Annotated in this window: 14 protein-coding genes and 1 pseudogene; all 15 read left to right on the top strand. The window is 44.8% G+C overall.

Annotated features, from left to right (window positions below; all coding sequences use genetic code 11):
• The first annotated feature begins 65 nt into the window (after nucleotides 1-65).
• Nucleotides 66-1,454, top strand: coding sequence for an alpha-amylase family glycosyl hydrolase (locus tag G590_RS19990; protein WP_022766748.1), 1,389 nt, complete (start codon nucleotides 66-68; stop codon nucleotides 1,452-1,454).
• Nucleotides 1,455-1,479: 25 nt separating this feature from the next.
• The gene (locus G590_RS19985; RefSeq protein WP_022766747.1) at nucleotides 1,480-2,496 is read left to right on the top strand and encodes a LacI family DNA-binding transcriptional regulator; all 1,017 of its coding nucleotides are present in this window, start codon (nucleotides 1,480-1,482) and stop codon (nucleotides 2,494-2,496) included.
• A 161-nt stretch (nucleotides 2,497-2,657) separates the two neighbouring features.
• Nucleotides 2,658-3,959 carry an extracellular solute-binding protein gene (locus G590_RS0116430; RefSeq protein ID WP_022766746.1) on the top strand — a complete coding sequence of 434 codons (1,302 nt, stop codon included), beginning with the start codon at nucleotides 2,658-2,660 and terminating at the stop codon, nucleotides 3,957-3,959.
• Between the two features lie 65 nt (nucleotides 3,960-4,024).
• On the top strand, nucleotides 4,025-5,386 hold the full coding sequence (locus G590_RS0116425) for a carbohydrate ABC transporter permease (protein WP_022766745.1): 1,362 nt from the start codon (nucleotides 4,025-4,027) through the stop codon (nucleotides 5,384-5,386).
• Nucleotides 5,386-6,648, top strand: coding sequence for a sugar ABC transporter permease (locus tag G590_RS0116420; protein WP_022766744.1), 1,263 nt, complete (start codon nucleotides 5,386-5,388; stop codon nucleotides 6,646-6,648). Before G590_RS0116425 ends, G590_RS0116420 begins: the two co-directional genes overlap by 1 nt.
• Nucleotides 6,649-6,671: 23 nt before the next feature.
• Nucleotides 6,672-8,516 (top strand): alpha-amylase family glycosyl hydrolase, encoded by a 1,845-nt coding sequence (locus G590_RS19980; protein ID WP_022766743.1) that lies wholly within the window; start codon nucleotides 6,672-6,674, stop codon nucleotides 8,514-8,516.
• Between the two features lie 17 nt (nucleotides 8,517-8,533).
• Entirely contained in the window at nucleotides 8,534-10,828 is a 2,295-nt protein-coding gene (locus G590_RS0116410) for a glycoside hydrolase family 31 protein (protein ID WP_022766742.1), read from the top strand.
• A 155-nt stretch (nucleotides 10,829-10,983) separates the two neighbouring features.
• On the top strand, nucleotides 10,984-11,493 hold the full coding sequence (locus G590_RS19975; protein ID WP_022766741.1) for a cupin domain-containing protein: 510 nt from the start codon (nucleotides 10,984-10,986) through the stop codon (nucleotides 11,491-11,493).
• 1 nt (nucleotide 11,494) lies between these two features.
• Nucleotides 11,495-12,238, top strand: a complete 744-nt coding sequence (locus tag G590_RS0116400; RefSeq protein ID WP_022766740.1) for a spermidine synthase — start codon at nucleotides 11,495-11,497, stop codon at nucleotides 12,236-12,238.
• 93 nt (nucleotides 12,239-12,331) lie between these two features.
• Nucleotides 12,332-13,927, top strand: a complete 1,596-nt coding sequence (locus G590_RS0116395; RefSeq protein WP_022766739.1) for an ion channel — start codon at nucleotides 12,332-12,334, stop codon at nucleotides 13,925-13,927.
• Nucleotides 13,924-15,855 carry a hypothetical protein gene (locus tag G590_RS0116390; RefSeq protein WP_022766738.1) on the top strand — a complete coding sequence of 644 codons (1,932 nt, stop codon included), beginning with the start codon at nucleotides 13,924-13,926 and terminating at the stop codon, nucleotides 15,853-15,855. The genes G590_RS0116395 and G590_RS0116390 overlap by 4 nt, the downstream gene beginning before the upstream one ends.
• A gap of 121 nt (nucleotides 15,856-15,976) precedes the next feature.
• Nucleotides 15,977-17,755, top strand: a complete 1,779-nt coding sequence (locus G590_RS0116385) for an EAL domain-containing protein (protein ID WP_022766737.1) — start codon at nucleotides 15,977-15,979, stop codon at nucleotides 17,753-17,755.
• Between the two features lie 119 nt (nucleotides 17,756-17,874).
• The gene (locus G590_RS0116380; RefSeq protein WP_022766736.1) at nucleotides 17,875-18,768 is read left to right on the top strand and encodes a hypothetical protein; all 894 of its coding nucleotides are present in this window, start codon (nucleotides 17,875-17,877) and stop codon (nucleotides 18,766-18,768) included.
• A gap of 218 nt (nucleotides 18,769-18,986) precedes the next feature.
• Entirely contained in the window at nucleotides 18,987-19,451 is a 465-nt protein-coding gene (locus G590_RS0116375; protein WP_022766735.1) for an Hsp20/alpha crystallin family protein, read from the top strand.
• Between the two features lie 179 nt (nucleotides 19,452-19,630).
• Nucleotides 19,631-19,829, top strand: a pseudogene (locus G590_RS0116370) (IS5/IS1182 family transposase); the annotation flags it as partial.

The raw sequence follows: 19,829 nt of genomic DNA, 5'->3' as shown, positions 1-19,829 counted from the left end.
TATAGTAAAGAAAGGTTAATCGCTTAATGTAATGTTTTTACTACAATTACAAAGGAGCGATAGTTATGAATTACGTTAAAAAAATCGTTACTGCATGGATTTTACTTGCAGTAACTGTTTTAGGTGCAGGCTGTTCATCAGCAAGGCCTGAGGCGGTTCCCACTGAGAGTGAGGCCCCGGACTGGACCGCAACAGCTGTCCTTTACGAGGTTAACCTCAGACAGTACACGAAGTCCGGAACCATAAATGAGTTTTCTGAGCACCTTGATACTTTAAAGGATATGGGCGTTAATACCCTTTGGTTTATGCCTATCCATCCAATCTCTGTCACCAACAGATCAGGCAGGTTGGGCTCTTATTATTCAGTAAGCGACTACAGAGATGTTAATCCCGAATTTGGTACAAAAGAAGATTTTAAGGCATTGGTGGATAAGGCGCATGAAATGGGCTTTCACGTGATGCTGGATTGGGTTGCTAACCACACAGGCTGGGACAACGCCTGGATCACAGAGCATCCCGACTGGTACACTCAGAAGGATGGCAAGATCATATCACCCGAGGGAATGGGATGGCCCGATGTTGCGGATCTCAACTACGACAACGCTGATATGCGAAAAGAGATGATAGAATGCATGAAGTTCTGGGTAGAAGAGTTCGATGTGGACGGTTTCAGATGCGATTATGCAGCTGGAGTTCCCGAAGATTTCTGGAGAGAAGCCAGGATAGAGCTGGATAAGGTAAAAGACATCTACATGCTTGAAGAGGACCTCGGAGGCCAGGCGGCAGCTAATCTTGAGTACGGCTTTGACTCAAACTACGCCACAAAGGTCTATGAGACGCTTCTGGCTGTTGCCAAGGACGGCAAGACAGCTGATAAGATCAAGCTTTACATGCCTTCTACAGATAACAACACGTTTCCCATGTATTACCTTGATAACCATGATGTTAACTCCTGGGACAGAACCATAGATGAGGCGTTTCCGGAGGATGTACTTCCATCCATGTACAGTCTGATCTTCACGCTTCCCGGTATTCCGATGCTTTATTCGGGGGATGAGATAGCCTATGACAAGAATATAGCTTTTATGGAAAAAGACACTATAAACTGGGACAGAACAGGCAAGGATTACAGGGGGCTGATAAGTAATCTTTCAATGATCAAGTCAGAACATCCGGCTCTTGGCAGCACCAATACAGGAGAGGGATTCGAAGTACTTGATCTTGGAAACAAAAATATTTTTGCCTACAAGAGAGCATCCGGGGATGATGAGATCATCTGCATATTCAATCTTTCAAAGAGAGCACAGGAATACGTTGATCTTGGGAACATATTGACAGGAGATGAAGAAGTAGTCTTTTCCGGAGTATCAACGGAATATACCGCAGGGGGTCAGCTTCCCGGTGATAAACACACCTTTGCCCCGTGGGAGTTTTACATTATCGCGACCAGATAAAACGCAGGCCGCATCGGAGGAAAAAATGAATTTAAAGACAATTGCCCAGAGAGCAGGGGTTAGTACTGCCACAGTTTCAAATGTTATCAACGGCAATAACCACAAGGTTTCTGAGGAGACCAGGCGCAGGGTTAACGAGATAATAAAGGAAACCAATTATAAACCAAACGCCCTTGCCAGGTCACTGGCCAAGAAGGAAAGCCGCATCATAGGACTTGTAATTCCATACCTTGGTGCAGATGAGGACTTTTTTACCAATCCCTACAACGCGCATATTATCGCAGCAATAGAGAGGTGCGTCAGAAACGAGGACTACTACCTCATGATGAGATGTGTGCACGATCCAAGGGAGATCATTCCTCTTCTTTCATCCTGGAATGTAGATGGAGCCTTCTTTTTGGGCATTTTCCCGGATGAGGTAAGAGAGATCAAGAAGTTAATCGACTCACCGGTTGTATTTATTGATACTTATGCGCCGGGAGAAGGAATTGTTAATGTCGGAATTGAGGACTACAGAGGCGGATATCTTTCTGCCAGATATCTCATCGGTAAAGGGCACAAAAACCTTGCTCTGGTCACACCCGTTATCGGTGAAGAGGGCGTAATCATGGAGAGATACAAGGGTTTTGCTACAGCCTGCAAGGAGAGCGGTGTTCCCTTCGGCGAGAGCAATATCTTTTACACTGATACCACGTATATTAACGCGGTAGAAGCAGGGCAGAATATCGGATTCTCCAACGGAGGCTACACAGCGGTTGCATGCCTGTCCGATATAGTTGCCTTCGGTGTCATAGAGGGGCTTTCACAGTGCGGAATCAGGGTTCCTTACGACGTCTCCGTGATAGGATTTGACAATCTGCCCAATTGCGAATATATGACGCCCAAGCTGACTTCCGTGGCTCAGAACTTCGATGTAAAGGCTGAAAAGGCCTGGGAGTATCTTCTTAGAATGATCAACGGAGAAAAGGACCTTTCAGTAGATGAAAGGCTTCCAATCAGAGTTGCAGAGCGATTCTCCGTTCGCAATTTACTTGAACAGTAAAAAACGTTAACCTTTTGTTAACCTCATTTTTTATACAAAACATAGAAACGGCCACCGAGGGATTGACCCACGGTGGCCGTTGGTTTATAGTCTACGTAAAGCGATTAACCAATACAAAGAACCCATTGCATTGGGGGATAGTTTAAAGGAGGATTACGTAAATGAAGATGAAAAAGTTAAGCGCACTACTTATGAGCGGAGTACTTGCAGCATCTGCTCTTGTAGGATGTGGAAGCGACGCACAGGGCGGCGCACAGGCACAGACAGACAACACAACAGCAACACAGACAGCACAGGCTGATTCAAATGCTGCAGCACCTGTTGAGACACAGGATGTTTCACTTAAGATCTGGGTTCCTGAAGAGGCAGTTGAAGACACAGATGCAGCAGTAAAGGCATTCGATGATCTTCACGATGAATTCAATATCACTTATGAGATTGCAGTTGTAGGTATCGATGAGGCACCTCAGCAGCTCAATACAGATCCTGATACAGCAGCAGATATTTTCTATACTCCTTCAGGCGGAGTTGCAGACCTTGTTAACAAGGGACTTCTGCTTCCTATCACAAAGGATTTCGAGACAATAGCATCAGACCTTCCTGAGAGCGCACTTACAGCTGTAACAGTAGACGGTCTTACATATGCAGCACCTTTCTCACCTAATACATACTTTATGTATTACAACAAGGACCTTCTTACAGCAGATGATGTTAAGAGCCTTGAGACAATCCTTGCTAAGGACACAGGTGCTAAGTACAACTTCAGTACAAATATCACAAATTCATGGTACATCGAGAGCTTCTTCCTCGGCGCAGGATGCACACTCTTCGGACCTGACGGAAAAGATCCTTCAGAGTGCTCATGGAACAATGAGACAGGTCTTGCAGCAGCAGAGTACATCATTGATCTTGCAGGCAACCCTAAATACCTTGAGAACAAGGACGGCGTTGGCGGAGCAGAGTTCAAGGAAGGTAACCTTGCAGCTATCACAGACGGTGCTTGGAGCGCTCCTTCTTACAGAGAGTCTCTCGGCGATAAGCTCGGTGCAGTAGCTCTTCCTACAGCCAACATCGGTGGCAAGGAAGTACAGCTTTCAAACTTCGTTGATTTCAAGACTATCACAGTTAAGTCAACAACAGCTTACCCTCTTGCAGCTCAGCAGCTTGCAGTATTCCTTGCAAATCCTGAGAACAGCCTTACAAGATACAAGAATCAGGGTGATGTTCCTGTACTCAACTCACTTGCATCTTCTTCAGATATTGCAAACGATGAGGTAGCAGCAGCACTCAATGCACAGGCTTCAAAGGCTACAAACCAGCCTTCAATCTCCAAGATGGGTGATTACTGGACACCTGCACAGGCATTTGGTGAGGGCGTTGTTTCAGGCGAGATCACAAAAGCAAATGCACAGGAAAAGCTTGATGCACTTGTAGACAGCATCACAGGAACACTTTCAGAATAATCTGAAACAGTTTCTTTATCGGGGCTGCATCTGCAGCCCCGATAATACTATATAGGGAGCTTAAGATGGATAAAGAGTATAAGCGCAGAAATTTTATCACGACTTTTACAAGGGGTGACATCTTTTCCAAACTCAGCTATATCTTTTGCGGACTTGCAAATATCAGATATGGTCAGGTTGTGAAGGGACTTCTGTTCCTTTTGCTTGAGGTATGTTACTTCATTTTTTTGTTTACTACCGGAATAGATCTTTTACACGGTCTTGCAACCCTGGGCGAGCATGAACAGGGTATGGCCTACAATGAGGCACTCGGCATCTATGAGATGCAGGCAGGTGACAACTCAATGATCATTCTCCTTACCGGAGTAGTTGCTATCGTTGTCACAATCTGTTTTGTAGCTATATGGCTGTTCTCAATTTCTTCGGGAGAAAATGCCAGATTCAATCATGATCACGGACATCACGTTAACAATTTTATCGAAGACGTTAAGTCATTAACTAATGAGAATATTCATTTCCTGCTTCTTGCAATACCTGTAGTAGGACTTTTAATATTTACGTTTACGCCTCTGATCTACATGATCCTCATGGCGTTTACCAACTATGATAACGAACATCAGCCCCCGGGACATCTCTTTGACTGGGTTCAGCTTGAAAACTTTAAAACACTCCTTATGTCGAGTGATAAGCTTTCACAGACATTCTGGCCTGTTCTCGGCTGGACTTTTATCTGGGGAATCTTTGCTACTTTCAGCTGCTACTTTGGCGGCATGATACTTGCAATGATCATCAATTCAAAAGGAATTGAGTTCAAGAAATTCTGGAGAACAATCTTTGTAGTAACAATGGGTATTCCTGCATTTATCTCACTGAAGGTAGTAGGAACCATGCTTGGGGAGAAGGGTATCTTCAATGTACTCATTCAAAAGTGGGGCTGGACAGCTTCTGCGGTTCCATTCCTTACACAGGCAAGTTACGCAAGAGTTTCGGTTATTTTAGTCAATTTCTGGATCGGTGTACCGGTTACCATGCTGATGGTCAGCGGTATCCTTATGAACATCCCTGCGGAGCTTTACGAGAGCGCCAGAATTGACGGGGCAAGCCCCTTTGTGATCTTCAGAAAGATCACTTTCCCTTACATGTTGTTTGTTACAACACCTTATCTGATTGCAAATCTGATCGGTAACTTTAACAACTTCAGTGCTATTTACTTCCTGACAGGTGGTGGCCCAATGACGCTTGATTACTACAAGGGCGCCGGAAAGACAGACCTTCTGGTTACATGGCTGTACAAGCTGACGGCTGATACCAACGACTACAACCTGGCAGCTACCATCGGTATCCTTATCTTTATCATTTCAGCCACATTCACGCTGATAACATTCCAGAGATCGGGATCCATGAAGAATGAGGAGGGCTTCCAATAATGAATAATAAGACAGTTATAGGACTTAAAACAGAATACCTCCTTAAGGCCTTTGTGGCAGTAGTACTGAGCTTTATTGCACTGCTGCTCCCATTTACAAGCAAAGATGCGGGCGGAAAGAACATGGTCAGCACGGCGATAGCTCTTTTGTCTGCCGATAAAACAGCTGCTGTATCATTCTTCCTGTATTTTGCAGTAGTACTTACAGTAGTTTCTCTGGTTCTCGGACTTGTTTCATACTTCAGGACCGGTGTAAAGATCGTAAAGGCATGGATGTTTGTTCAGATATTTGCAACTTTCTTTTGGACAACGCTTCTTTTTGCATTAAAGCTCATCCTTGAAGAGGGCGGAATTGAGGACAATTTCCTTTTAAAGAGCGCAGGAATCGGCTTCTGGATCGGAATTATCACAGCATACTGCAGCCTTGTTTACATCATGAAGCTTGCAGAGATAAATGTAGGTTACATTGTACTCACGATTCTCGGAGTAATGTGGATGTTCCCGATCCTCTGGATCCTTCTGACAGCGCTCCGTGCAGAGCAGGGCTACTATGTGGGATATTTCTTCCCCAAGCACCTGACGCTTAAGAACTTCTACGATCTGTTCCACAATTCAGCGGTTCCCTTCGGAAAATGGTGGGTTAACACCATGATCGTTGCGGTATGCGGATGCGTATTAAACACTCTGATCGTGCTTGGAACTGCATTTATTCTCAGCCGCACCAGATTCAGCGGAAGAAAGCAGTTCATGAACATTCTTATGATCATCGGAATGTTCCCCGGCTTCATGTCAATGGTAGCTTTGTACAACATCTTAAAGGGCCTTGGACTTAACCAGAGTATCGGAGCCCTTATCGTTGTAGGTGCTGCAGGCGCAGCTATGGGATATCACATAACAAAGGGCTACTTTGATACTATTCCCAAGGCCATTGACGAAGCTGCCATCATTGACGGCGCTTCACGACTTCAGATATTTACAAGGATCACCATTCCTCTGTCCAAGTCCATCATTGTATATCAGGTGCTTGGTACATTCCTTGGAGCATGGTCGGACTACATCTTCCCAAGACTGCTCTTTGGTGACAGACAGAGTTCTTACACTGTTGCTGTAGGTCTTTTCTGGATGACAGACTTCAGAAGAATTGACTCATACTACACACAGTTTGCAGCAGGAGCCGTTGTTATTGCGGTGCCTATAGTTATACTGTTTATCTGGCTTCAGAGATTCTATGTTGAGGGTCTGTCAGGTTCAGTTAAAGGTTAAATCAGGTTTTTACGAGGTTTTTGATGAGAGATTGGACTAAAAGTATATACAGCGACGGAACGGAAGGCTATGTCAGCGATCCTGCGCCTGCTCTGGGAAAAGAGATAACGATAAGCTTAAGCTTTATGAGCGGAGCGCCGGTCAGCGATGTTCTGCTCTGGAGGATAGTTAACGGTGCTGAGACCTATATTCCTATGGAATTGGATCACAGTGAAGGCGGACTTGATTATTACAGTGCAAGGACGGTGCTTAATGAGCCTGTTCTTCAGTACCATTTCGTACTGGTTACGGAAAAAGCAGCGTATTTCTACACACAGGCCGGAGTTCAGACTTATGTCCCGGACTACAGGCATGATTTTATTATCAGAACAGACTATGTCAAACCCGACTGGGTTGACGGCGCAGTTTTTTACCAGATATTTCCCGAGAGATTCTGCAACGGAGATGAATCAAATGATGTAAAGGACGGTGAATACGAGTATTTCGGACGTAAATGCATCAGGATGCCCGACTGGAATATGGCGCCTCTCCCTGTGGAAGAGTCGTGGGGCATGGATTTCTTCGGAGGAGATCTTAAAGGGGTAAAAGACAAGATCCCGTATCTCAAGGAACTTGGCGTTACTGCAATTTATCTGAACCCGATATTTACTGCATATTCTACTCATAAGTACGACTGCATAGATTATTTTCATGTTGATCCGCACTTTGGCGGAGACGAGGCTCTTGCCGAGCTTTCTGATGAGCTTCACAAAAATGACATGAAGCTGATCCTGGATATCTCGGTGAACCACACCGGCAGTGAACACGAGTGGACAAGGACAAAGAGAGAGTTCTACTTTAAGGATTCAGACGGGTCACTTAAGGGCTGGGCAGGAGTAAAGAGCCTTCCCTTCATGGACTATCGCAACGAAGAATTAAGGGATCTGATCTACAGAAATAGGGACAGTGTCTTAAGAAAATGGCTTCGTCCTCCCTACAATATCGATGGATGGCGCTTTGACGTGGCTGATGTCCTTGGCAGAAACGATGATGTCCAGGTTGCTGATGAGGTCTGGCGAGAAATATGCGATGCCATCAGGCAGGAAAAACGCGATGCTTTCATAATCGGAGAGCACTGGGGCGACTGTTATGAGTATCTTCAGGGCGATCTTTGGAACACACCGATGAATTACTACGGATACGGGCGAGTGATCAGGCAGTTTGCGGGACTTCCGGATCTCTTTTTACAGAGAAACGAGACCATCATGAAGGCAAAATATGTCATGACTGCCGAAGATGTGGTAAAGAGAAGCGATGATCACTATAACTTCCTTCCACAGGCAGTGGCTGACTGTCAGATGAATCTTTTTGACTCACATGATGTCTCCAGAGTCCATAATTATGAGGAGATCACGGATGAGAAATACAGGGGTGTGGTTCTTTCATACCTTCTGTTCACCGGAATTCCCTGTGTGTACTACGGCGATGAGCTCGGTATTGACGGACATACCGTAAGCGATGCCGGATGCAGATATCCTATGCCCTGGTACAGAGCTGAGGATAAAGATAACGCACGTTATGAATTATACAGAAGAATGATCGAGCTGAGAAGAACTGTTTCTGCCTTTGCAAAGGGCGGAAGAAAGGTTCTTTTGGCCGATGGTCGTATCCTTGCCGTTGCAAGATTTTTAAACGGTGAAAGATATCTCGGAATCATCTCAATGGAAGATGAGGACAGAGATGTGACTGTTCCTCTCTGGGAGATCGGAGCGAACGGGGCTTTGGGAGACGTGGATGAATTTGGCAGGTCTTTTGACGCAAAATGTGAAAACGGAGATATGACGATAAAGGTTCCGGCGTGCGGAGCATATATCATAAAACTGGATTAAATTTGGGAGAGAACGTAATGAATTACATGGTATGCGGCGACAAGTACAGGATCTGCGTTTTGACAGACAGACTGATAAGGCTTGAATACAGCGAAAACGGAAAGTTTGAAGACCGTCTTACAATGATGGTGGCAAACAGGGATTTGCAGTGCGATATAAAGAGCATGAGGCATGAGGATGGGTTTCTATATGTGGAAACCGATGAGCTTCTTCTTAAGTACAACGAGGAGGAATTCTCGTCCTATGGCCTTTCTGTGGAGCTAAAGAGCTTTGGAACCACCTGGCATTACAGTCATGATAATACAGGCAGTGGCAGAAATATGAGAGGAACAGCCAGAACCCTCGACAACAAAGACGGAGGGTGCGAGCTGGAAGCCGGAATTTTCGGAAGAGACGGCTATGCTGTAATAAATGACTCCTCAAGCCCTGTTATTGTATATGACGATGACAACAGGGATGGGAAGTTTGTGCAGAGACAGGCTGATTCCCTTGATCTTTATTTCTTTGGATATGGCAGGGATTTCTACGGGGGACTTAAGGATTTCTATGCACTTTGCGGAAAGACACCTATGATCCCGCGATATGCACTGGGCAACTGGTGGAGCAGATACTACAGATATACTGAGGAGTCTTACAACAAGGTGCTTGAGAACTTTGAAAAAGAGCAGATTCCTCTTGCTGTGGCAGTTATTGATATGGACTGGCACGTTACCGAGGTCGATCCCAAATACGGCTCAGGCTGGACTGGACATACCTGGAATAAAGAGCTGTTCCCGGATTATAAGAGATTTTTAAAGCATGTGCATGAGAGCGGACTTGCTGTGACACTGAACCTTCATCCCGCAGACGGAGTCAGGGCATTTGAAGATATGTATAAAGAGGTGGCATCATCAATGGGCGTGGATCCTGCGACAGAGTCCACAGTGGAGTTTGACTTTGAAGATCCGGCCTTCAGAGATGCTTATTTTGACAAGATCATGCATCCCTACGAGGAGGACGGAGTGGACTTCTGGTGGATTGACTGGCAACAGGGAACCGGCAGGAAAGCCGGGGATGTGGATCCGCTGATCCTGCTCAATCACTATCATTACAAGGACCAGGAGGGCAGGAATATCAGACCGATGATATTCTCCAGATACGCAGGACCGGGAAGCCACAGATATCCTGTAGGATTTTCCGGAGATACCGTGTGTACATGGAAGAGCCTGGATTTCCAGCCTTTCTTCACCGCTAATGCCAGCAACATAGGCTATGGCTGGTGGAGCCATGATATAGGCGGCCATATGATGGGGGATAAGAGCAACGAACGACTCATCAGATGGATCCAGTACGGCGTATTTTCACCGATCATGAGACTTCACAGTACCAGCAGCCCCTTCTTTAACAAGGAGCCATGGACAGTCGAGGAGCCGTATCACACAGTTATGCAGAATTTCCTACGACTCAGGCACAGACTGATCCCGTATCTCTACACTGAGAATTACAGGGCTTACAAAGATGATAAGCCTCTTGTAAGGCCCATGTACTACGACAATCCGGAGTGTGAGGATGCATATTCCGTGAGATCTGAGTACGGATATGGAGAAAACCTTATAGTTGGTGCGATTACAGCGCCTGCTGACGAGGGATTAAGGCTCGGCTGCGTGAATATGCTTATCCCTGAGGGAAGATATGTTGATATCCTCACGGGCAGAGTGTACCGCGGCGGCAAGAGAAGAAAGCTCTATAGAGATATAGCTTCAATTCCCGTACTGATGAAGGAGGGAGGTATTCTTCCTCTGGCAACCGACGACCGCAGCAACACAACGGCCAATCCTAAAGATATGGAGATTTTAGTTGTAGCCGGTGCTGACGGTAAGTACGAGCTCTACGAAGACGACGGAAGCAGCATGGATTACCTTGGCGGTAAGTTTGCAACAACTCTTTTCGAGGTATCCTGCGAGGGCGATACATTGAAGTTTACTGTCAATCCGGTAGCTGGCGATCTATCGCTTGTTCCGGATAAGAGGAATTATAAGGTAAAAGTCCTTGGTGCGGTTTCTTCCGAGGGGGAAGAAATTGTGATGGAGCTTAAGGATGTTGATGCTTCCAAAGGCTCTTTTGCCGAAGTAACAGGCATTAAGCTTGCCGGAAACAACCACAAAGAGGAAGTCTTTAAGCTTCTCGACAGAGCCTGGATCAGCAACCTTGTGAAGGACATGGTATTTGGCGCTCTAAGTCGCATGAACGACACCGATTTCCTTGCATGGCTGTCCGGTGCTGACATCTCCGAAGTCCTGAAGGACGCCATCGAAGAAATATTTGAAGATTAACCAATCAGGATGCAAGTTCGCCTTGCATCCTTTTTTGGTCCCTGGGGACGGGGGTAAGGGGTCATTTTGGCAGATAGACAGGTAAACGGATTGTAAGTGAAAAACTCGCCTGAATTTGCTAACATGTAAGGAACAGGCAAAGACTGGAGGAGCAGATGAAGATGGCAAGAGCAGAGGAACTTATCAGGAAGTATTCACTTGAGCGGCATCCGGAGGGTGGCTGGTTTGCAGAGGTTTACACTTCTCTGTTTGCGCATGATAAGCGGGCTTTTATGGGAAGTATATATTTCCTTCTTGAAGGCGGAGATATATCTCATTTTCATCAGATCGACTGCGATGAGATTTGGTATCACCATGAGGGAGGCGCACTGAAGATCACGCTGATAGTTGATGGGAGAGTCTCTGAGTCTATTATAGGCATGGGAGAGGGGCAGACAGCTATGGCGATCATTCCCAAAGGTGCCATCTTTGCTGCTGAGAACCTGGACAAAAGCAGCTACTGCTTCATGTCATGTGCGACGACTCCTAAATTTACGTACGATGGATTCAGGTTGGTTGATTCGGATGAGATCCGGACATTGTGCCCTTCAGAGTATGAAAAGATAGAACATCTGGCCTATACAGCGGAGGATATAAAATCCAAAACAATCCGACAGGAGACCTAAAATGCAGAAGTTAACAATGTTTCAGAAGCTAAGGCTCTCTTTTGTCCCGCAGATCCTGTACAGATCAGAAGACGGACATATAGAAATAACGGACAGTATGGAGAACGGAAGGCCTGTAAGGCTTCTTACATATGATGGAATAAGAGAATCGGGGATATATCTCGATGAGAGAAGCGACCGGGACCCGCTGTTTTACTATATGCAGACGTTAAAAGAGATATCTCTTAAATATGATGGGCTCAACAGGGCACTTCTCATCGGTGGAGGCGGAATGTCTTTTCCCGGATACTTCCTTAACTGTGTTCCGGATGGGCAGATGACTGTTGTTGAAAAAGATCAAAAGATGGTAGAGCTTGCCATAAAGTACTTCTTCTTTGAAGAAAGCGACCGGATCAAGGCAGTTGTCGACGACGGAGCAGCATTTATCGCCAATAAGGCAAAAGAGCTGGCGGCATGCGGCGTTGACAGCAACTATAATAAATATGATTTCATCATTTTTGATGCTTTTGACGGAAACAAGGCGTCAAAGAGCCTTCTCTCGGAAGGTACACTCAAGCTGGCATATCAGATGACATCCGATGACGGAATACTTGCGATAAATATGCTCAATGAGAAGCCGGGCGTGGTTTCTATGCAGACACATTTCTGTCAGGCAATCCTTAGGCAGATATACAGAAACACCAGTTTAATCATTTGCCCACAGAAATGGAACTGCATAATTCTGGCATCAGACAGAAAATTGTGAGCCGATAGTTTGATTTTAGCCCTCTATTTGGTATTGTAGTATATGGGGAAATACAGCAATTATTTGAAAAAGTAGAGTTGGGAGTATCTATAGATGAAGTTTAAACGTAATCGAATTGCGATCATTATAATATCACTCATATTATTATATGTTGTTCTTTTGGCTTCACTTCTGCATGTTGAAGATGAGGCATCAGGATTTGGAAATGCATTTGATGCTATCTGGTATCTGATGGCGACGCTTACCACGGTAGGCTATGGTGATATAGCGCCGGTAACTCCTGTAGGAAGATTTATTGGAGCAATACTTATGATCATGAGTGCCGGTATCATGGCCTGGATCATTGGTATTGTTATCTCAGTGTTTTACGGAAGGTTGTTGCCGGTTTACTGGATGCGGAGAAATCGCAAAAGACCGTGGTATATATTTAATACATATGATTCACGTTCATGCGGTCTGGCTATGTCTATTGCTCAAAAAGAGCCGGAAGCTGCATGGATTTTCCTTGGAGAAAACAAGGTCCTTTCCGATGATCTGCTGGAAGGGCTCAAACATATTCTGGTAGTAGATAGCAGTCTTGATGCGGTGGTTAAAAAGTGCCCGGGACTGCAGCCTTGTCACGTGTTTATTCTGGGCGAAGACGGCTGGAGCAACATCAATATCGGCAAGAATCTGATAAATGATGCAGGTAATGATTTTCCAATCGATGTAACTTGCGAGAACGATGCCTGTTCTACTGATTTTCCACGAAAACTTAAACTTCTTGACTGTGGCGATCTCACGGCCAGAAGCTATTTCAGACGCAACCCTTTAAGGGCACAAGAAAAGACGGTAGTTCTGATAGGAGACGGACACTTTGCAGCGCAGATGCTTGAAAAAGCACTGATCATCAATGTGTTTCCGCCTAATCACACTGTTGAATATCATGTTTTTGGGGATTGGGACAACTTTAGACGTGACCACTCATCTCTTAAGGAAGCAGTAGCAGTAGATGAAGCAACCAAAGACAGGGACTGCGTCATTTTTGAAAAGAGAGCTTGGAACGATGATAATGACCTGCTCGCCCGTGCGGATCGTATAATAATCTGCAGCGACGATATGACGAAAAATGCCACTATGGCGGCTGAACTCATGCATTATTTCCCTACGAGAGCCGGGATTTATGTCCGCTCTGAAACTGCTCCTGAAGGCACAATTTGTTTCGGCGCAGATGATGAGCTGCTTACAAGAGATCTCGTTATGGAGAATGGTATTGACCGCACAGCCATCATGTTAAATGAGCTGTATCGTCAGAAAACCGGAAAGGGCAGCACATGGGATGAACTGTCCGGCTGGAAGCGTGCTTCAAGCATTGCTTCTGCAGAGCATCTGAGGATCAAGGTTGGTCTGCTTATTCCTGATGCCGATACCGCAAATATCACTAAAGATCTTTGTAAAAAAGCCGGTGATAAGTATAAGAGCCTGTCAGATGATGAGAAAGAGAAATGCTGGTGGCTTGAACATGAGCGCTGGTGCCGCTTCCACTATCTTAATAACTGGAAGTATAATGAAAAAAGAGACAATGAGATGCGTCTGCATCCTTTATTAGTACCGTTTGAAGAATTGAGCTACGAAGAGAAAAAACTAGATGAATCGTCCTGGGAAGTGCTTGAAGAACTGGCCGCTGCTCTGGGGGAGGAGACACTTTGATCAATAACAATTCAATTTTATTTAATGGTATTACCGGCATGCATTTATTGGTGCTGGTGCTATCCCTGGTTATGTTTGCCGGGCTTGTAATATATCTGGCACTGGGGGTTGAGAGCCGCAAAAGAATAACCGGAATATCCTTCTTTATCGCCGTGATCGGTGGAATCTTTTTCTATAGCAGTTATTATGTTGAAATGGCTGCCGTTAATTCAGAGAGTCCAATGATGGCAATCCTGCCCACACTTATAGCAGTAGGAAGGATGTTTGTCGGTGTCAACGGCCCGATGGAGCAGATAGTTGGTATTGCGCAGGGACTGTTGAAGATTCCGCTGGAGGTGTGTACATTCTTTTATTGGCTGGTGCATTTTCTGGCGTACTATTCAATGGCAAGTGCAGCCATACTGGCTCTCGGAGAAGGAATGGTCCGCAGACTCCGTCTTTTGCTGAATATGGTAAGTGACATAGAGCTTATCTACGGAGTCAATGATACATCACTTGCAATCGGAAGAGTTCTGTCGGAGAAACGCGGAACTCAGGTTGTGTTTGTGGGGAAAGCCGGCGCGGAGCAGCGAAATGCAATCAGGCAGATGAAATCCATTCTGCTGGAAGAGAAATGGGCTCAGAAGCCGGGAAAAGAGCTGCTTAAAAAGCTGTCAGTCAAGAAAGGCCGCGGAAGGCTTGCTTTAAGCGCTTTATCGGAAGATATTAACAGCAATCTCACATTTGCGCTTGATCTAAGGGACTGCCTTAAGAAAAACGGAATAAAGCCGCATCAGACTTCTCTCGTTCTGCTTGGACAGGAGGAGCTTGATGGTGCAGTTCTTCTGGCAAAGGGCGAAAGATACGGCTACGGCTTCGTCAAAGTGTTTGAGTGCGAAGAGCTGGTAGCAAGACTTTTGATGCAGAAATTCCCGCTGTGTGATGTGATGGCCTTTGACGATGAAGGACGTGCCAAAAACAATCTGAATGTGCTTATCTATGGCTTTGGCAGGACCGGACAGGAGATTTTGCGTAAGATCATTGCAAATGGCCAGTTTGAGGGAAGTACCCTCCATGTTCATGTCTTTGACCCGCAGAATGATATCCGCGCGGGATTCTTTAAAGAGCGCTATGCCACTATGCTGGAGCAGTATGATGTCAGCTTCCATCCGTATGCTGCGCAGAGTGCTGAGTCCTACAATTTTGTCAGAAAACATGCAAAAGAGCTTGATTACATAGTTGTAGCTGTCGGAGTGGAACGTGAGAGCAGAGAAATTGCAAATGAACTGTTAGCTCTTTTGAAAAGAGCCGGTAACTTGCTGCCAATCGCGCGTTGTTCAAGGTCTGGAGTAATCTACCAGCGGCTGGAAGGAGAGGCAGAGTCATATTATCTGCAGGATGCCGAATTCATCTACGGCGGAGCTATGGACGAGATTGCCAAACAGATCAACCATCATTATCTTGGCAATCAGGGATCTGCTGATCAGAACTGGATGAACTGCGATTACTACAGCAGAATGAGCAGTCGTGCCAGTGCAGATTATCTGTCAGCGCTGTTTAAAAAGCTGGGTATTAAGGATAAGAACGATTTAAATCCCGAAACACTTGAAAATCTGGCCAAGTCAGAGCACCGGAGATGGTGTGCGTTCCATTATTCCATGGAGTTTTGCGACATGAGCCGTGAGGAATGGAGCAAGCGAGCTGAAGATTATGTCAGCAAGCTGGAAGCCTGGAAACAGTCAGGAGAGGGCGACGCTCCGCGTCTTTCTGTCGGAAAAGACATGGTACTGCGCCATCACGCCTGTCTTATAGATTGGGATGCGCTTGATGAGCTTTCTGAGAGAGAAAATAAACTCAGGCAGCGCACCGGCAATCCGAAAATGGTTGATTACAAAGAAATGGATCGTGAGGCTGTCCTTACGGTATTAGAAGTCATCAGTTCACTTTGATTCCAAAGGATGCAAGGAAAAATTAACTTAAAGTTTATCAATATTTTAGTTGTTTGTTATCGTCTGCATGTACAATGGTCTTGTATGATTAAATGATTAAGTTGGGAGTAAGGAGAAACCTTTGTACATTTTCCCTGATGAGATAAAAAAATCATATGAGAGTCTCAAAGTTCCGATGATCGTTATGGGACCTTCAGCAAGCGGCGATTATGAGCCACTTGCTATTTCTGATGGCTTTATTAATTACTATGGCGCATCCAGAGAAGACTGGTACGGATATTACGGTGGCAGACTAAAAGAAGGCCTGTTCGCAAGAGTTCATCCAAGTGAAAGGGATAAACTCCGTGCGATCAGCCACGATTTCCTTGACAAGAAAACTGAGTATGACGTTACTTTTAGAGCCAGAAGAGATGTGGGATATCATCTTATTCACTCTATCGGATATTGGCAAAAAATGGAGGATGGAACAGATCTGGCCTTCATCGTTTACCATGATGTTCAAAAGCATGAGGATACACTTCTGGAAATATCCAATAGGTATAAGCTGTTTCAGAAGGATGAGTTTTATTTTGACAGCCTGACCAGTCTTCCGAACATCAATTACGTTAACAAGAACGGAGACAGCAAGATTCAGGAAATTACCGCCAGAGGTAAAATACCGGTGGTTCTTTATCTTGATATAGATTCCATGCAGTCCTACAACAGGAGATATGGATTCGAAAAAGGCGATGATCTCTTGATCCTGGTCGCCAATATTCTTATGGAAGAGTTTACTCACGGTATAGTTGTGCGTATTGTCTCCGATCATTTTGCTGTTATCGATGAATATAGTGGCGAAGAAGACATAATAAGCAAAATTGAAGATATAAATTCAAAGATCAAGATCAGGGCTTATGGTACAACAACGGGATTAAATATCGGAGTTTATGTGGGCAATGAGGGAGTTTCATATACTGAAGCTCTTGATCATGCTATCAGAGCAAATAAACTGGTTGGTGAGGATCTGAACAAGTTTTACAGATTCTATACGGCAGAAGATGATACTTTATACAATCATCAGAGATATATAGTCGAGAACTTTGATAAGGCTATGGAAGAGGGCTGGATAAAGGTCTTTTACCAGTGCTTTTTGCGCATAGAATCCGGCAACGGTATGGGATTTGAAGCTCTGGCAAGGTGGGTGGATCCTGTCTATGGAATGGTGAGGCCGGATGATTTTATACCTGCCCTTGATAAGTATCATCTTACCCATGAGATGGATCTTTATATGTTTGAAACGGTATGTAAGGAAGTTAAAATCCGCTATGACGAAGGGCTTCCGCTATTACCTGTTTCTATCAATTTTTCTAGGCAGGACTTTGACTATATAGATGTTGTCGGGGAACTCAACAGAATTTACGATGAGTACAATATCGACCAGTATGGCATAGACAAGAGCTATTTTATAATTGAGATCACTGAGCAGGGACTGGCTACGGCTACAGATGCATTCTATGAGCAGCTCGCCAAGATAAGGGAAAGTGGCTATAAACTCTGGGTGGACGATTTCGGAAGCGGATATTCATCTCTTAATGTTTTCAGCAATTTTGACATAGACCTTATCAAGTTTGATATGAATCTTCTGATGAACATGGATGCCCGTAACGGAGCCAACAAGGTCATCATCAAGGGGATGATCGATATTGCTCACAAGCTGGGAATCCATACCCTTTGCGAAGGAATGGAGACCGAAGAGCAAAGGCAGTTCCTCCTGGATGCAGGCTGCGAACTCGGGCAGGGCTACTTTTATCATATTCCTGAGAGCCTGGACACTATTCTTGACAGACTACATAAGAACATTCCCATTCCAAAGTGGGAATCGAAGAATGAAAGAATTGAACGTGAAAAGAGCTGGCGTTAATCCGCCGGCTCCTTTTTTGGTCCCTGGGGACGGAGGCAAGGGACCATTTTTTGTATAACCGCAACAATTTCGCTTCTTTATGTGTATACTTTATAAAGAGACAAAGCGAGGTCTTGCATATGTATGATAAGAAAAAGTTTTTGATACTTGGGGGTGTGATTGCCTGTATAGTTTTCTTGCTTGTTCTGTGGAATTTCAGCTCCTCCGGAAATAGGCTGGCCAAAGAGCCGGAAGGTGACATTACAGCATTCTATTATGACTACGGAAGCTACTTTGGGGGCTACTACACCTATGAGTTAGTGCGCCGGTATGACGGTACGGTGGCTTTTACAGCAACAGGTGGAAACGGAGTCGATCTGGATATCTATACCTACGTTGATTCCTCCTGTCTGGATGAGCTTACCGAAATTGTCAATGAAAGCAGAATTTATACCTGGAATGGATTTAACAAAAGTGACAATGGCTTGATGGATGGGTACGGCTTCTCACTGGCGGCCGGATATTCTGATGGCAGAATTTTGTCTGCACATGGTTATGGAAAAGAGCCATCATCCTATAATGAAGGTCATAAGGCGCTTACAGCTTTCTTTGAAAAACTTTGTGACAATTATGATGTGTCTTTTGCACAGGAAAATCCCGGCGTTATAGGAAACATCGAGTATTTCATATATACATATAAAACTCCGGAATGTGGAAAAAAGACATACTATCTTACAAAGAATAAGACAGGATCAGTGGAATTCGAAGTGAGTGGTGAAGGTCTGGAAACGAAGAAAACTGTAGATATATCGGTTGTTCAAAAGCTTGAGAACCTGATAAGTGAAAAAGAGATCTATAAATGGGACGGCTTTGATGAAGAAAAGAATTATTCCGTAGAAGATCAGGGATTTTCGCTGCTTGCAGGATATGAAAACAACAGATGGATAATGTCATCCGGAGCCGAGAAATATCCGGAAGGATACGAATCAGGTCATCAGGCGCTGGTGGAGTTCTTTGAGGCTCTGTGTGAGTAGGTTTTAAGAGGATGATTAAATTTGTATTGCTTTATACAAGCTCTTTTTATCCAAATTAGCACTCTTGGTTGACGAGTGCTAATCATGGTGTTATAGTGATTATAGAACAAAGGAACAGAGAAGACCATTAGGACTTACAGTTTCCTGTGATCTAAACCCTCCGTCCCAATGCTCATTAACAGTTAACCAATTGTTTATGTGCAAAGGAGGTAAGCATTATGTTAACACCTAGTATTTTTGAAGAGAATTTTATCGATGATCTGTTTGGATTCCCTTACATGAAGGAATTCGAAGACATGGAACATGGCATGGAGCGCAAGCTCTACGGTCGTAAGGCCGGTCGTATGATGAAGACCGATATCCGTGAGAAGGATGATAATTACGAGGTATCAATTGATCTTCCGGGCTTCAAGAAAGAGGAGATAACAGTAGAACTGGATAACGGATATCTCACCATCAACGCTGCCAAAGGCCTTGATCGTGATGAGAACGACAAGAAAGGCAAACTGATCCGCCAGGAGAGGTACGCAGGATCCATGACAAGGAGCTTCTACATAGGCGAGAATGTAGAAAAAGAGGATATCGAGGCAACCTACAGACATGGCGTACTTACACTGACAGTGCCCAAGAAGGCCATTGATAAAAAGATTCCTGAAAAGAATCTGATAGCAATCGAAGGATAACTGAATAAATGTGCTAATAGCCCTCACCATACGGTGGGGGCTCAGACTGTAGACAAAGTCCACGGCATTCGCCGTGGATTTTTCTTTGTAAAAGTGTCATGAACCCAGTATTTATCTGGGATTGAGGCACTTTTTCTGGTATAATAGAAGTATCAAAGTTGGGAATGGGGATTGCCTTTATGATGACTTCTAATACCGAAAGAAAACGCGAACAGATGCAGTTTGTGAGCATGGATGACCTGGTTCCCCAGGACCACATGCTACGTCTTATCGATAAAGCCATTGACTGGTCATTTATATATGACCTTGTTGAAGATAAGTATTCATCCGACATGGGCAGGCCCAGCATGGATCCTGTCACTCTCATAAAAATCCCAT

It is taken from the genome of Butyrivibrio sp. XPD2006 (assembly GCF_000420865.1).
Lineage (GTDB): Bacteria > Bacillota > Clostridia > Lachnospirales > Lachnospiraceae > Butyrivibrio.
Note: the sequence above shows the minus strand (reverse complement) of the source record. Positions and strands in the feature narration are given on the sequence as shown.